This is a genomic window from Aeromonas sp. R9-2 (genome assembly GCF_040908025.1).
Taxonomy (GTDB): domain Bacteria; phylum Pseudomonadota; class Gammaproteobacteria; order Enterobacterales; family Aeromonadaceae; genus Aeromonas; species Aeromonas veronii.
The window spans coordinates 214,789-229,026 of record NZ_JBFOCX010000020.1 but is presented as its reverse complement, the minus strand read 5'-3'; the positions used below and the strand labels follow the sequence as shown (position 1 = coordinate 229,026).

The following is a 14,238-nucleotide window of genomic DNA, read 5'->3' as shown; positions in this document are numbered from 1 at the left end:
CGAACAGCAATGAGAACAACAATAGAGAGTGTATCCAAAGTGGCTTTGCTGTTTTGCGCCAGCGCCCTCAGTCAGGCGTGGGCAGTGGCAACCCTGCAGGAGATCAAGGTCAATCCGCTGCTGGCCGATCAATTGCTGGTCGAGCTCAGTTTTAGTGAGCCGGTCACGGGCTTTACCGATCGTCTCTCTTACCAACCCAATCAGCTGTTGTTGCATGTTCCCGGTGCAGTAGGGGCGCTGAAAGTGAACCCGCTGCCGATCCAGCGCTTGGGGGTAGATAATATCAAGGTTGAGGGTAAGGGCGCAGGTCTTGATATCAAGATCGCACTCGATCAGCTTGCTCCCTATCAGGTGCAGCAACAGGGGAACAAATTACTGGTGTCATTGGGCGAGGGGGCCTCTTCCGGGCTCATCAATGGTGAGAGCGCCCTGATTGCACCCGCACCCTCGGCTACTCCTGTGCCAGCGCCCTCTGCGATGGTGGCCACACCCTCTCCTTCGGCGCTGCTCAATCCTCAGGTCGTTGCCCGGTCTATGCCTGTTGCGCCCGTGACAACGCCGGTAGCCACACATCCTGCCAGCAAGCCGGTGCTCAACAACTATCAGAGCAGTGGGGGCGGCGCCTATTTCAACTCAGTTACCGGTGTGGATTTTCGTCGTGGCAAGGATGGCCAGGGGGAGTTTCTGGTCACGCTGGATAACAGCTCGGCTGCCGTCGATGTGAGCAGCCGAGGCCAGACCGTACTGGCCAAGTTTCATGGTACTCGGGTGCCGGATGGTTTGCTTAATCTGATCAATGTGCAGGATTTTGCAACGCCGGTCTCACAGGTTGAAGTATCCCGGCAGGGGAGCGATACCCTGTTTGAACTGTCGATCAATGGTCAGTTTGATTACCGTTACGATCAGGCAGACAAGCTCTTCATTATCGAGGTGAAAAAGCGGACGACGGCCACGGCATCCAAGCAGTATCAGGGCAAGCCCATCTCATTGAACTTCCAGGATATTCCAGTCCGGACCGTGTTGCAGCTGATCGCCGATTTCAACAACCTTAACTTGGTAACCACAGATTCGGTAGCAGGCAATATTACCCTGCGTCTGGATGGGGTGCCGTGGGAGCAGGCGCTCGACATTATTTTGAAAGTGCGGGGTCTGGATAAACGACTGGACAACAACATTCTGCTGGTGGCACCGGCGGAAGAGATCGCAACACGCGAGAAGCAGCAACTTGAGAGCCGCAATCAGGTTGCAGATTTGGCGCAGCTCTATACCGAATATCTGCAGATAAACTATGCCAAGGCCTCGGAAGTGGCGGCCCTGCTCTCTTCCGAAAGTACCAAGTTGCTGTCACCCCGTGGTGCGGTGAGCGTGGACGAGCGAACCAACGTGCTGGTGGTCAAAGATACCGCCGATGTCATCAGCAGCATCAAACGGATGCTCGATATTCTCGATATTCCGGTCAAGCAGGTGGTTATCGAGGCGCGGATGGTGACCATTGATGACGGCTTTGATGAAGCGCTCGGGGTGCGGTGGGGAGTGACCAAAAACGATGGTCATGGCAACAGTACGTCCGGTTCCATAGCGGGGAATGATGGCTCTGGTAACAACAATGGTGGCTCGACAATTACCAGACCGACAGCAGACGATCGGTTGAACGTCAATCTGCCGGTGACCAATGCGGCCGGTACTTTGGCCTTCCAGGTTGCCCGTTTGGCTGATGGCACCTTGTTGGATCTCGAGTTGTCGGCGCTGGAAAAAGAGAGCAAAGCCGAGATTATCGCCAGTCCGCGCGTGACCACGGCGAACCAGAAACCGGCGCTGATCGAGCAGGGTACCGAGATCCCCTATGTGGAGTCCTCTTCCAGTGGCGCTACCTCGGTTACCTTCAAGAAGGCGGTATTGAGCCTGAAGGTTACTCCGCAGATCACCCCTGACAATCGGGTGATTCTCGACCTGACCGTGACCCAGGATACCAAGGGTGAAACGGTACCGACCGGTACCGGTGATGCGGTTTCCATCAACGCCCAGTCCATCACCACTCAGGTGTTGGTTAACAATGGCGAGACCCTGGTGTTGGGCGGCATTTATCAGCAGACCATCAAGAGCGATGTGACCAAGGTGCCGCTGCTGGGTGATATTCCCGGATTGGGGGCCTTGTTCCGCAAGACCACCAGCGAGAACAAAAAGCGGGAGTTGCTGATTTTCGTGACGCCCAAGATAGTCACCGACGCCTTCTGAATGCTTTACATGTGAGGGTAAAACACATATAACCTTACGCCCCAATGAGGCTGGGGCGTAAGGGCTGCGGTTGCCAGTCCCGATATCTATTGAGATAATCCCCCTCCTGATCCATCGCAAGATAAGGTTCATAGGTACCCCGATCCAGTATTCATCGGGGTCGTACAGTTTGTAATTACTAACGAAAAGACATGGCTGAGAAACGCAATATTTTCCTGATAGGTCCCATGGGTGCGGGCAAGAGCACCATAGGTAGACATCTGGCAGAACAACTGCATATGGAGTTTTTCGACTCAGATCATGAGATTGAGCGCCGCAGTGGTGCTGATATCGGCTGGGTGTTCGATGTTGAAGGCGAAGAAGGTTTCCGGATTCGCGAAGAGAAGGTGATCGGCGAATTGTCAGAGCAGCAGGGTATCGTGCTGGCGACGGGTGGCGGTGCCATCAAGAGTCGCGAAACCCGCAACAAGTTGTCTGCTCGTGGCATCGTGGTCTACCTCGAAACCACTATCGAAAAGCAGCTGGCGCGCACACAGCGAGACAAACGCCGCCCTCTGCTACAGACCGAAGAACCGGCACGCGAAGTGCTGGAACGTCTGGCACAAGAGCGCAATGCCCTGTATGAAGAGGTTGCCGACTTTGTTGTGCACACTGATGACCAGAGCGCAAAAATCGTTGCCAATCAAATTGTAAAGCTGATCGGTATGTAATCTAGAGGACGTCCATGGAACGGTTGAAGGTCGAACTGGGTGAACGCAGCTATCCCATCGAGATAGCTGCCGGGTTGTTGCAGCGCCCCGAGGCGCTGGTATCGACCATCAAGGGCAAGCGGGTGATGATAGTGACCAACACGGTCGTTGCTCCGCTTTATCTTGAACGGGTAACCGCTCTGCTGTCGGGTTTTCAGGTTGAACACCTGATCCTGCCTGACGGTGAGGCATACAAGAACCTGGCGACCTTTGAGCAGATCATGTCTGCTCTGCTTGAAACCAACCATGGGCGCGATACGACACTGATCGCTCTGGGGGGCGGCGTGATCGGGGATGTGGTGGGCTTTGCGGCAGCAAGCTATCAACGTGGCATTCCTTTTATCCAGATCCCGACCACCCTGCTCTCCCAGGTTGACTCCTCTGTTGGCGGTAAAACCGCTGTCAACCACCCCCTCGGCAAGAACATGATTGGGGCTTTTTATCAGCCCAAACAAGTTGTTATCGATACCGAATGTCTGAGTACCTTGCCAGCCCGCGAATTTGCCGCAGGGATGGCCGAGGTGATCAAGTACGGCATCATTTGGGATGCTGATTTCTTCAGCTGGCTGGAGCAGAACATGGTGCGTCTGCAACAGCTGGAACCTGCCGCGCTGGCCTACGCCATCAAACGCTGCTGCGAGATCAAAGCCGATGTGGTCGGTCAAGATGAGACCGAGCACGGCGTCCGTGCGCTGCTCAATCTGGGTCACACCTTTGGTCATGCCATCGAGGCCGAGCAGGGGTATGGCAACTGGCTGCACGGTGAAGCAGTATCCGCCGGCACCATGCTGGCAGCCTGGACTGCGCAGGCCCGTGGCGATATGAGCGAAGCGGACGTTGCGCGTGTGCGCGCTCTGCTGCTGGCCGCCAATCTGCCCATTCATGCGCCTGCCGAGATGGATTTCGCCGCCTTTATTCGCCATATGCGCCGTGACAAGAAGGTGCTGGAAGGCAAGCTGCGTCTGGTGTTGCCGGTTGGCATCGGCCATGCGCAGGTGGTGGGGGATGTGTCCGATGCCGAGTTGCTGGCGGTGATCGAGTCTGGTCGTGACGAATAAACTGCTAAAACTTCCTTCCCAGCGGCAGCTGGTTGACCGGCTGCTGCATCTGATTGAATTCAATCACCCTTTCATTTTTCTCTCCGGTAAACCCGGTTGTGGTCGCGGTACCCTGTGCGAATCCCTGCTCGGCGTGTTGCCTGAAAAAGTGCGGGTGGTAAGCCTGATTGGTACACCTGCCATGAAGATGGTGGATGTGCGTCAGCTGTTGCTACCACAGGTGGTGGCGCGCCCGCTGTTCAATCCACAGGATGCGCTGGCAGAGAGCTTCTTTCGCATGCTGGAGGGGAGCAAGCCTGCCACCCTGCTGCTGCTGATAGAGCGGGCTGATCAGTTGCCAGCCGAATTGCTGGGAGAGTTGTGGGCGATCATCCGTCATAACGATACCCTGGCGGCGCCCCATCAGCTGGCCATTATCGTCTCGGGCAGTGACGTCTGGTGTCGTACCCAACGACCGCAGCTCAAAGGGCGTGCCATGCCAGCCCTTGAGCTGGAAGTGCCGCCACTGAGCCCGCCCGAGCAGCGCATCTTCTTGTATGAAAAAGCCAAAGAGCTCAAGATCCCGACGACCCTCTTGCCCAAGCCGCAAGTGGAGGAGATCCTGAAAACGGCGAACGGACATCCGTCCACCATCATGCAGTTACTGGAGGATATCATGACCGACAGAAGGCCCAAGAAGCGTCAGGCGGAGTTGCCTGTCAAGAAGATTGCCACCGCTATCGCGTTGGTCGCTGGCGGGCTGCTGGCGTTGAGCTACCTGCTGCCTGCGCTGTTTGACAATGAAAGCAAACCGGCGCTGCAGGATCCTGCGCAGAACACGGCATTGCCGATCCCGGTAGCGGGAGGCGATCCCCTCACCGCTGGCGGTTCGAATACAGATTCCGCTGCACAAGGCGCTCAAAACAGTGATGCAGCCAGCAATCCAAACGGGGTTGTGAAAGATTGGCAGCCGGAGGCGAAAGTGCTGCCCAAATCGGTGGAGAGCGAAACTGTGACCACTGAATCAACCAATTACGAAGGGCGTCGGGTGGTGATCTCTGACGAGGTCGTGCAAAAGCTGATGACCGAACCCAAGGTGAGCGGCGCACTGCCTACTGACGTGGTGGACGAGCTGACTGGCAAGAACCCGAGTGGCACAGCCCCCAGTGGTGCAATCGTAACCACGGCGCCGGCCAGCACTAGCAAGGTACAGAACCCGGTGACAACCGCAACGCCTGCAGCCACCACAAAAACAGCCAGCAACGAGCCGGTTGCCGCGCCAGCACCCAAAGTGGCCCTGACACCGGTCGCCACCTTGAACAAGAAGCCGCGCAATCACTACAGCGTTCAGCTGATGGGGGCGAGCAACACCAAGGCGGTGGATCAATTTGTCGCCGAGCATGGTTTGGCGGGCAAGGTATGGGTCTATCAGACCAAATTCCGTGGCAGCCCTTGGTACGTGGTGCTGCAAGGGGATTATGCCGGTTTGACCCAAGCCAAGAGTGCCATTCGCAAGCTTCCGCCAGCCTTGCTGAAAGGCCAGCCCTGGCCCAAGTCGTTTGCACAGGTACAAAAAGAGCTGAAGCAATAGCCTTGATACCGGATAAGGGGGTAGAATCGTCCCCCTTTTTGGGTCTTGCCTTCTTACACACCGGATTTCCATGAAAAAAACACGCGCTTTTTTAAAATGGGCCGGGGGAAAATACTCCCTGGTTGAAGAGATTGCCGAGCGCCTGCCGGCCGGGCGTGTGTTGCTGGAGCCCTTCGTCGGGGCCGGGTCTGTGTTTCTCAACACCGACTACGACGCGTATGTGCTCAACGACATCAATCCGGATCTGATCTGCCTGTACAACCACCTCAAGCTGACGCCGGACAGTTTCATTGCCGAGGCGCGCAAGCTGTTTGTGGCAGAGCACAACCACAAGGCGGCCTATTATCGGCTGCGTACCCAGTTCAATCAGACCGAGACCACCTTCGAGCGGGCACTCTTGTTCCTGTTTCTCAACCGTCACGGTTTCAACGGACTATGCCGCTACAACAAGAAGGGCGGCTTCAACGTGCCGTTCGGTTCCTACAAGAAGCCCTATTTCCCGGAAAAAGAGCTGTGGGCCTTTGCCGAAAAGGCGCAGAAGGCGACCTTTATCTGCGAGAGCTACGCCGACGCCATCAAGCGTGCCGAAGAGGATTGGGTTATCTATTGTGATCCACCCTATGCGCCGCTCTCCACTACGGCGAGCTTCACCACCTATGCCTCCGGTGGGTTTACCCTGGATGATCAGGCGATCCTGGCGCGACTGGCCCGCCACACAGCCGCTCACAAAGGAGTGCCGGTGCTGATCAGCAACCACGATATCGAGCTGACTCGTGAGCTTTATCGCGGTGCCCGCCTCGACGAGATCCTGGTCAAGCGCACTATCAGCCGCAACGGCGGCACCCGCAACAAGGTGGCCGAGTTGTTGGCGCTCTATCCCCCCGGTATCGAGCCGGAGCAGGGCTACTATCCCAGCGACAGTGAACTACTGCCACTGACGTAACAGACCATGCGGCGCCCAGGGGCGCCGTTTTTTATGGGCGAGTCCGCGCCCGTGCCGATGCCCCAAAACCCAGGTTGCTGGGGGAGGGGAGGTGATTGCCCCATTTACCCCGCATTCGAGTCGTTTTCGCCCGCCTTTTACGTTAAAATTGCGCCGCTTTTTCTCCCTGGCTGCCAATGGATGATGCTGATGAAAGACTTTCTGATTGCCCCCTCGATCCTCTCTGCTGATTTTGCCCGTCTGGGTGACGATGTAGCCAAGGTACTGGCTGCTGGTGCCGACGTGGTTCACTTCGACGTGATGGACAACCACTATGTCCCCAACCTGACCATTGGCCCTATGGTCTGTCAGGCGCTGCGTGACTACGGTATCGATGCCCCCATCGACGTGCACCTGATGGTCAAGCCGGTGGATCGCATCATTCCTGATTTTGCCAAGGCCGGTGCTTCCCTCATCACCTTCCATCCGGAAGCGTCCGATCACGTTGATCGCTCTTTGGGCCTCATCAAGGAGATGGGCTGCCAGGCGGGTCTGGTGCTGAATCCTGCTACCTCGCTCTCCTGCCTTGAGTATGTGATGGACAAGCTGGACGTGATCCTGCTGATGTCGGTCAACCCGGGCTTCGGTGGCCAGAGCTTCATTCCCGGCACCCTCGACAAGCTGCGTCAGGTGCGTCGTCTGATCGACGAGAGCGGCCGCGATATCCGCCTCGAGATCGATGGCGGGGTGAAGGTCGACAACATTCGCGAGATTGCCGAAGCGGGCGCCGACATGTTTGTCGCCGGCTCGGCCATTTTCAGCCAGCCTGACTACAAGGCGGTGATCGACAAGATGCGTGCGGAGCTGGCTCATGTCACACGCTGAGCGCGAATTTGATTTGGTGCTGTTCGATCTGGACGGCACCCTCATTGACAGCGCCGCCCAACTGGCGCTGGCGGTCAATCTGACTCTGGCAGACCTCGGTCTGGCGCAGGCCGATGAAGCGGTGATCCGTACCTGGGTTGGCAACGGCGCCGACAAGCTGATCCAGCGGGCGCTCGCCTATCGCGAGGCCGATCCCGAGCTGTTTGCCAAGGCCAGACCGATCTTTTTCCAGCACTACAACGCTTGCCTGCTGCAAGGGCTGGCGATGTATGAAGGGGTGGCGCAGAGTCTGCGCCGTCTGCAAAGCCTGGGCTACAAGCAGGCGATCGTCACCAACAAGCCGAGCGATTTCGTGGCACCCATCCTCGATGCCCTTGGCATCAGCGATTGTTTCGAACTCTGGCTTGGCGGCAACTGCGTGCCGGTCAAGAAGCCGAGCCCGGAGCCCTTGCTGCACGCTTGCCAAGAGTTGGGGGTGAGCCCGGCTCGCACACTGATGGTGGGCGACTCAGAAAATGACGTGCTGGCGGCCAAGGCGGCTGGCATGAAGGTGGTGGGTCTTACATACGGCTACAACTATGGCCGTCCCATCGCCGACTCCCATCCAGACTGGGTATTCGAGCAGTTTGCCCAGCTCGATGCACTTTTGGTCTAATAGCGCAGCTGGGCTGGCTGAATAACAAGGATTAACACTCTCATGACTAAACCAATCGTATTGAGCGGAGCGCAACCCTCCGGTCAACTGACCATCGGCAACTACATGGGGGCCCTGCGTCAGTGGGTCAACATGCAGGATGAGTTCGACTGCCTCTACTGCATCGTCGACCTGCACGCCATCACCACTCGTCAGGACCCGGCTGCCCTGCGCAAGGCTTGTCTGGACGCGGCCGCCCTCTATCTGGCGGTCGGTATCGATCCCAAGAAGAGCACCGTCTTCATCCAGTCTCACGTGCCGCAGCACGCCGAGCTGGGCTGGATCCTCAACTGCTATACCCAGATGGGTGAGCTGTCGCGCATGACCCAGTTCAAGGACAAGTCCGCCCGTTTCGAGAACAACGTCAACGTCGGCCTGTTCGGTTATCCGGTGCTGATGGCCGCTGATATTCTGCTCTATCAGGCCAATCAGGTACCGGTCGGCAACGACCAGAAGCAGCATCTGGAGCTGACCCGCGACATCTGCACCCGTTTCAACAACCTCTATGGTGAGGTATTCACCATGCCGGAGCCCTTTATTCCGACCGAAGGGGCGCGGGTGATGAGCCTGCAGGATCCGACCAAGAAGATGTCCAAGTCGGATGACAACGAAGCCAACTTCATCGGCCTGCTGGAAGATCCCAAGCAGATCGTCAAGAAGATCAAGCGTGCGGTGACCGATTCCGACGAGCCGGCGGTGGTGCGTTTCGACCCGGAAAACAAACCGGGTGTCTCCAACCTGCTGACCCTGATGTCCGGCGTGACCGGCCGCTCCATCCCCGAGCTGGAGCAGCACTTCGAAGGCAAGATGTACGGTCACCTCAAGACCGAAACCGCCGAAGCCGTGGTTGCGCTGCTGGAACCGATCCAGGCCCGTTTCCACGAGTTGCGTCAGGATGAGGCCCATCTGATCGCGATTCTGGCAGAAGGAGCACAAAAGGCGCGCGAAAGAGCTGAAAAAACCCTGACCAGCGTATATGATGTAGTCGGCTTCGTTCCTCGAGCCTGACATACTGGGAAGGTGTAGTAGAAGAGAGCTGGGTATTTGCCTGGCTTTCTTTATTTTCTGCCCGGCTATTTTGTTTAATTTCTTTATTTCAACCTGGGTAATATCCCCAAGAGAAAGCATGCCTGTTCAACCAACTATTTCTGCTGAAGAGCTGAGTGACAAAGGTCACTGGCTACGTAAATTTCGCAAGGCGAAAAACCTCAATACCCTGCAGTTGATGGTCTCCAATGCCATCGACAAGCACCATAAAACCCCTGCCGTTGCTGCCGCCATCTATCTGGCCGAGTGTCAGCGTGAACGGGAAATGGAACAGGGTCGTTATCTCGATCGTTAATTCTCCGCTGTTGGTTATCTCATGCTGTTGTTGATCGATAACTACGACTCTTTTACCTGGAACCTGGTGCAATATTTCGGCGCCCTGGGACAAGAGGTTGTGGTCAAGCGTAATGATGAACTGACGCTTGATGCCATAGCGCAGCTCTCTCCCCGTTTTCTGGTGATCTCCCCCGGTCCCTGTACGCCCAATGAGGCGGGGATCTCTCTCGATGCTATCAGCCACTTTGCTGGCAAGCTGCCCATTCTCGGCGTCTGTCTCGGTCATCAGTCGCTGGCGCAGGCCTTCGGCGCCCGCGTAGTGCGTGCCCGTCAGGTAATGCACGGCAAAACCTCGCTCATCCGCCATCGCAATGAGGGGGTGTTCAAGGGGCTCAACAACCCGCTGAGGGTGACTCGTTACCACTCCTTGGTGGTGGAGCACGACACGCTGCCTGACTGCTTCGAGATCACCGCCTGGAGCGAGCATGCCGATGGCTCGTTTGACGAGATCATGGGGCTGCGCCACAAGACGCTCCCCATCGAGGGTGTTCAGTTCCATCCGGAGAGTATTTTGAGCGAGCAGGGCCATCAGTTGCTGGCCAACTTTCTGGCGCGTTCATAAAAAGTTGTGATCGCCTTCTCAAGTTCGAGAGAAGGCAAAAAAAATTTCCCTGACACTTTATTCACCCCCTCTCCTGCCCAAATTATCTCTTGCCAAGCCCCCCTGAGTCGTTATGCAATGCGGTTGCCTAAAATCTCAAGAGCAATCGAACATTGTTCCTTATAGGCCGTCTTGTTACAGACTTTTTACTTTATTTCTGTGATAATCCCGTCACGTTTACACGGATTTAACTTTTGGGCGGTGGATTATTCTGTCGCCGAATCGAAGGAGAGCTATATGTCAGAGTTGTTGGCAGTGACACGTGAAGTGTTTGATGAAGTGATGGTTCCCAACTATGCGCCCGCCAAGATCATCCCGGTGCGTGGTGAAGGGGCACGTGTCTGGGATCAGGAAGGGCGCGAGTATGTCGACTTCGCCGGTGGCATCGCCGTCAACGGTTTGGGTCACTGTCATCCCAAGCTGGTCGAGGCCCTGAAAACCCAGGGCGAGAAGCTGTGGCACCTCTCCAACGTAATGACCAACGAGCCGGCCCTGCGCCTGGCTAAGAAGCTGGTTGCCGCCACCTTCGCCGACAAGGTCTACTTCTGCAACTCTGGCGCCGAAGCGAACGAAGCCGCTCTCAAGCTGGCTCGCCGCTACGCCATCGAGAAGTTTGGCGAGCAGAAGACCCAGATCATCGCCTTCAATCAGGGTTTCCACGGTCGTACCTTCTTTACCGTCAGCGTCGGTGGCCAGGCAGCCTACTCCGATGGCTTCGGTCCCAAGCCCGGTGACATTACCCACGTACCCTACAACGATCTGGCGGCGCTGGCCGAGGTGATCTCCGACAACACCTGCGCCGTGGTGATGGAGCCGCTGCAAGGGGAGGGGGGCATCATTCGTCCTACCGACGAGTTTGCCAAAGGGGTGCGCGAGCTGTGCGACAAACACAATGCCCTGCTGGTGTATGACGAAGTGCAGTCAGGGGTTGGCCGGACCGGTGATCTCTATGCCTATATGGGTCTGGGCGTCACGCCGGACATCCTCACCAGCGCCAAGGCGCTGGGGGGCGGTTTCCCCATCGGCGCCATGCTGACTACCAACGAAATCGCCTCTTACCTGAAAGTGGGCACTCACGGCTCTACCTACGGCGGCAACCCGCTGGCCTGTGCGGTCGCCGAGGCGGTGATCGACGTGATCAATACCCCGGAGGTGCTGGCTGGCATAAAGCAACGCGAGCAGCTGTTCCGCGATGGCCTTGAAGCCATCAATGCCAAATACCACTGCTTCAGCGAGATCCGCGGCAAGGGTCTGCTGCTGGGCGCGGCCCTGAGCGATGCCTACAAAGGGCGTTCCCGCGACTTCCTGCTGGCCTCCATCGATCAGGGGCTGATGGCACTGGTGGCCGGTACCAACGTGGTTCGTTTTGCCCCTTCACTGGTGATCCCGGAAGCGGACATCAAGGAAGGGCTGGCCCGCTTCGAGAAGGCGGTTGCCCAGGTGGTTAACGCCTGATTCCAAATTGAGGTGGGGAGCTCTCCCGGCAGGAGCCGGGACCCCACCTGTCGTCAATGAAAGGGAGTTGTCATTTATGTTGGTTATCCGTCCCATCGAGCAAAAAGATTTTGCCGGGCTCAAGACCTGCGCCATCGAGTCCGGCACCGGCATGACCTCGTTGCCCGTCAACGATGAGCTGCTGCAGCGCAAGATTGACGCCTCTACCCAGACTTTTTCCGACAAGCCCGCCGGCAAGGGGGACTGCCTTTACTTCTTCGTGGCCGAGGATCTGGAGACTGGCGAGATGGTGGGCACCTGTGCCATCGATGCCGCGGTTGGCCTCTCCCAGCCGTTTTACAACTACCACATCGGCAAGGTGGTGCACTCTTCTCCCAAGCTCGGCATCTACAACGTCGTTGAAACCCTGACCCTCTCCAACGACTACACCGGCAACTCCGAGCTCTGCACCCTGTTCTTGCGCGAATGTGCCCGCGAGGGGCTCAACGGCCGCCTGCTTTCCAAGCACCGCTTTCTGTTTATGGCCGAGCACCCCGAGTTGTTTGACGAGACCGTCTTCGCCGAGATGCGCGGCGTCTCCGATGCCAACGGCCACAGTCCCTTCTACGAGTGGCTGCAGACTCACTTTTTCTCGATGGATTTTCCCACCGTCGACTATCTGACCGGCATCGGCAAGAAGCGCTTTATCGCCGAGTTGATGCCCAAGTACCCCATCTACGTCAATTTGCTGAGCAAAGAGGCGCGGGCCGTTATCGGTCAGACCCACGAGAAGACCCGTCCCGCCATCAAGATGCTGCAGGACGAGGGCTTTGTGAACCGTGGCTACGTCGATATTTTCGATGCGGGCCCCACCGTCGAGTGCGACGTGAAGAATATCCGCAGTGTGCGCCGCAGCAAGAAACTGCGGGTGCTGGTGGGCGAGCCCATCGGTGGCAAGACCCACCTTATCTGCAACAGCCGTTTCGAGCATTACCGCGCCTGCTACGGCAATATCCGGGTCGATCTCGACAAGCACGAAGCCATCATCCCGCCCAAGATGGCGGCGGCACTCAAGGTGCAGGATGGCGACATGGTGCGGGTGGTTGACCTCGACTGAGGCAAACAGGACAAGCAAACCGATTATCAGACAGGCAGCCTCGGCTGCCTGCCAGCGACAGGGAGTGAATGGATGAGCCAGTTAGTGCAATTTATCGACGGTCAGTGGCTTGCCGGTGAAGGCAAGCCGTTCGAGTCAACCGATCCGGCCAAGAACGAGGTGATCTGGCAGGGGGCTGCCGCCAGCACGGCGCAAGTGGATGCCGCCGTCAAGGCCGCCCGCGCCGCCTTCTACCACTGGGCGGATATGAGCCTTGAGGATCGTCTGGCCATAGTGCGCCGTTATGCCGACCTGCTCGGCGAGCAGAAAGAGGCGCTGGCCCTGACTATCGCCCGCGAAACCGGCAAACCGCTGTGGGAGACCCGCACCGAAGTGGCCGCCATGCAGGGCAAGATCGCCATCTCCATCCGCGCCCATGACGAGCGCACCGGTACAGTGGAAAACCCCATGCCGGGCGCCAAGGCGTTTGTCCGTCACAAGCCCCACGGTGTGGTGGCGGTCTTTGGTCCCTACAACTTCCCGGGCCATCTGCCCAACGGCCATATCGTCCCGGCGCTGATTGCGGGTAACGCCGTGGTGTTCAAACCCTCCGAGCTGACCCCCATGGTGGCCGAAGCCATGGTCAAGGTGTGGCAGCAGGCCGGATTGCCCAAGGGGGTGCTCAATCTGGTGCAAGGGGAGGTCGAGACCGGCAAGGCGCTGGCGGGCAATCCCGATATCGACGGCCTCTTCTTCACCGGCTCCTCCCGCACCGGCCATTTCCTTCATCAGCAGTTTGCCGGTCAGCCGGGCAAAATTCTGGCGCTCGAGATGGGCGGCAACAACCCGCTGATCGTGAAAGACGTGAGCGACATCGACGGCGCCGTCCATGCCATCGTCCAGTCTGCGTTCATCACCTCGGGTCAACGTTGCACCTGCTCCCGCCGTCTGTTTGTCGAGCGCGGCGAGCGGGGCGATGCCCTGGTCAAGCGACTGGTCGAGGTGGTGGGCAAGATCAAGGTCGGCCTCTATGATGCAGCCGAGCAGCCGTTCATGGGCTCGATGATAAGCGAACGTGCTGCACTGGGCATGGTCGAGGCGCAAGCCAACCTGCAGCGCCTCGGTGGCGAGAGCCTGCTTACCCTCAAGCACCTGGAAGCGGGCACAGGCTTTGTCTCCCCGGGCATTATCGACGTGACCTCAGTGAGCGCGTTGCCTGACGAAGAGTACTTCGGCCCGCTGCTGCAACTCATTCGCTATGACGATTTTGATGCCGCCATCGATCAGGGCAACGCCACCCGTTATGGTCTCTCGGCCGGTCTGCTGGGGGACAAGGAGGCGGACTGGCATCATTTCTTCAAGCGGATCCGCGCCGGTATCGTCAACTGGAACAAGCCCATCACCGGCGCCTCCAGTGCCGCGCCGTTTGGTGGCATCGGCGCTTCCGGCAACCACAGGGCAAGCGCCTACTACGCTGCTGACTACTGTGCGTATCCGGTTGCCTCTGTTGAAGACAGCAAGGCCGCCATGCCGGATCAACTGTCGCCCGGCCTGCGCTTCTAATAACGACACGGGGCATCCAGCGGTGCCCCCATCTGTACCCGCAATCAA

13 protein-coding genes are annotated in these 14,238 nt (G+C 57.9%); all 13 read left to right on the top strand.

All coding sequences use genetic code 11. The features are described 5' to 3' along the window. Positions 1–9 precede the first annotated feature (9 nt). The 13 genes from pilQ (at position 10) to astD (ending at position 14,190) form a co-directional block, all read left to right on the top strand. The gene (pilQ, locus tag AB5Y71_RS07090) at positions 10–2,235 is read left to right on the top strand and encodes a type IV pilus secretin PilQ family protein (protein ID WP_139438895.1); all 2,226 of its coding nucleotides are present in this window, start codon (positions 10–12) and stop codon (positions 2,233–2,235) included. A gap of 191 nt (positions 2,236–2,426) precedes the next feature. Next, a complete protein-coding gene (gene aroK, locus AB5Y71_RS07085) occupies positions 2,427–2,945 on the top strand; it encodes a shikimate kinase AroK (protein ID WP_005335014.1) in 519 nt (172 codons plus the stop codon). A 14-nt stretch (positions 2,946–2,959) separates the two neighbouring features. Further along, positions 2,960–4,042 carry a 3-dehydroquinate synthase gene (gene aroB / locus AB5Y71_RS07080; RefSeq protein WP_021229792.1) on the top strand — a complete coding sequence of 361 codons (1,083 nt, stop codon included), beginning with the start codon at positions 2,960–2,962 and terminating at the stop codon, positions 4,040–4,042. Further along, the gene (locus AB5Y71_RS07075; protein ID WP_368171278.1) at positions 4,032–5,612 is read left to right on the top strand and encodes an SPOR domain-containing protein; all 1,581 of its coding nucleotides are present in this window, start codon (positions 4,032–4,034) and stop codon (positions 5,610–5,612) included. Before aroB ends, AB5Y71_RS07075 begins: the two co-directional genes overlap by 11 nt. A gap of 70 nt (positions 5,613–5,682) precedes the next feature. Further along, the gene (locus AB5Y71_RS07070; protein WP_005335008.1) at positions 5,683–6,555 is read left to right on the top strand and encodes a Dam family site-specific DNA-(adenine-N6)-methyltransferase; all 873 of its coding nucleotides are present in this window, start codon (positions 5,683–5,685) and stop codon (positions 6,553–6,555) included. Between the two features lie 189 nt (positions 6,556–6,744). Further along, positions 6,745–7,419: a ribulose-phosphate 3-epimerase gene (rpe, locus tag AB5Y71_RS07065; RefSeq protein ID WP_368171277.1), complete on the top strand. Its 675-nt coding sequence runs from the start codon at positions 6,745–6,747 to the stop codon at positions 7,417–7,419. After that, positions 7,406–8,074: a phosphoglycolate phosphatase gene (locus AB5Y71_RS07060; protein ID WP_227274169.1), complete on the top strand. Its 669-nt coding sequence runs from the start codon at positions 7,406–7,408 to the stop codon at positions 8,072–8,074. Before rpe ends, AB5Y71_RS07060 begins: the two co-directional genes overlap by 14 nt. Positions 8,075–8,116: 42 nt before the next feature. Continuing rightward, the gene (gene trpS / locus AB5Y71_RS07055) at positions 8,117–9,121 is read left to right on the top strand and encodes a tryptophan--tRNA ligase (RefSeq protein ID WP_005362251.1); all 1,005 of its coding nucleotides are present in this window, start codon (positions 8,117–8,119) and stop codon (positions 9,119–9,121) included. A gap of 118 nt (positions 9,122–9,239) precedes the next feature. Further along, the gene (locus tag AB5Y71_RS07050; RefSeq protein ID WP_005334997.1) at positions 9,240–9,455 is read left to right on the top strand and encodes a hypothetical protein; all 216 of its coding nucleotides are present in this window, start codon (positions 9,240–9,242) and stop codon (positions 9,453–9,455) included. A 21-nt stretch (positions 9,456–9,476) separates the two neighbouring features. Continuing rightward, positions 9,477–10,058 carry an aminodeoxychorismate synthase component II gene (locus AB5Y71_RS07045; protein WP_120415599.1) on the top strand — a complete coding sequence of 194 codons (582 nt, stop codon included), beginning with the start codon at positions 9,477–9,479 and terminating at the stop codon, positions 10,056–10,058. Between the two features lie 276 nt (positions 10,059–10,334). Beyond that, the gene (locus AB5Y71_RS07040) at positions 10,335–11,552 is read left to right on the top strand and encodes an aspartate aminotransferase family protein (RefSeq protein WP_368171276.1); all 1,218 of its coding nucleotides are present in this window, start codon (positions 10,335–10,337) and stop codon (positions 11,550–11,552) included. Positions 11,553–11,628: 76 nt separating this feature from the next. After that, positions 11,629–12,648, top strand: a complete 1,020-nt coding sequence (gene astA, locus AB5Y71_RS07035; protein ID WP_005334994.1) for an arginine N-succinyltransferase — start codon at positions 11,629–11,631, stop codon at positions 12,646–12,648. Between the two features lie 72 nt (positions 12,649–12,720). After that, positions 12,721–14,190 carry a succinylglutamate-semialdehyde dehydrogenase gene (astD, locus tag AB5Y71_RS07030; RefSeq protein WP_368171275.1) on the top strand — a complete coding sequence of 490 codons (1,470 nt, stop codon included), beginning with the start codon at positions 12,721–12,723 and terminating at the stop codon, positions 14,188–14,190. The last annotated feature ends 48 nt before the right edge of the window (positions 14,191–14,238 follow it).

What these genes read in the sequence shown, in the direction of transcription:
- pilQ (WP_139438895.1), top strand. Translation starts at nt 10, where the DNA reads ATGAGAACAACAATAGAGAGTGTATCCAAAGTGGCTTTGCTGTTTTGC.
- aroK (WP_005335014.1), top strand. Translation starts at nt 2,427, where the DNA reads ATGGCTGAGAAACGCAATATTTTCCTGATAGGTCCCATGGGTGCGGGC.
- aroB (WP_021229792.1), top strand. Translation starts at nt 2,960, where the DNA reads ATGGAACGGTTGAAGGTCGAACTGGGTGAACGCAGCTATCCCATCGAG.
- AB5Y71_RS07070 (WP_005335008.1), top strand. Translation starts at nt 5,683, where the DNA reads ATGAAAAAAACACGCGCTTTTTTAAAATGGGCCGGGGGAAAATACTCC.
- rpe (WP_368171277.1), top strand. Translation starts at nt 6,745, where the DNA reads ATGAAAGACTTTCTGATTGCCCCCTCGATCCTCTCTGCTGATTTTGCC.
- AB5Y71_RS07060 (WP_227274169.1), top strand. Translation starts at nt 7,406, where the DNA reads ATGTCACACGCTGAGCGCGAATTTGATTTGGTGCTGTTCGATCTGGAC.
- trpS (WP_005362251.1), top strand. Translation starts at nt 8,117, where the DNA reads ATGACTAAACCAATCGTATTGAGCGGAGCGCAACCCTCCGGTCAACTG.
- AB5Y71_RS07050 (WP_005334997.1), top strand. Translation starts at nt 9,240, where the DNA reads ATGCCTGTTCAACCAACTATTTCTGCTGAAGAGCTGAGTGACAAAGGT.
- AB5Y71_RS07045 (WP_120415599.1), top strand. Translation starts at nt 9,477, where the DNA reads ATGCTGTTGTTGATCGATAACTACGACTCTTTTACCTGGAACCTGGTG.
- AB5Y71_RS07040 (WP_368171276.1), top strand. Translation starts at nt 10,335, where the DNA reads ATGTCAGAGTTGTTGGCAGTGACACGTGAAGTGTTTGATGAAGTGATG.
- astA (WP_005334994.1), top strand. Translation starts at nt 11,629, where the DNA reads ATGTTGGTTATCCGTCCCATCGAGCAAAAAGATTTTGCCGGGCTCAAG.
- astD (WP_368171275.1), top strand. Translation starts at nt 12,721, where the DNA reads ATGAGCCAGTTAGTGCAATTTATCGACGGTCAGTGGCTTGCCGGTGAA.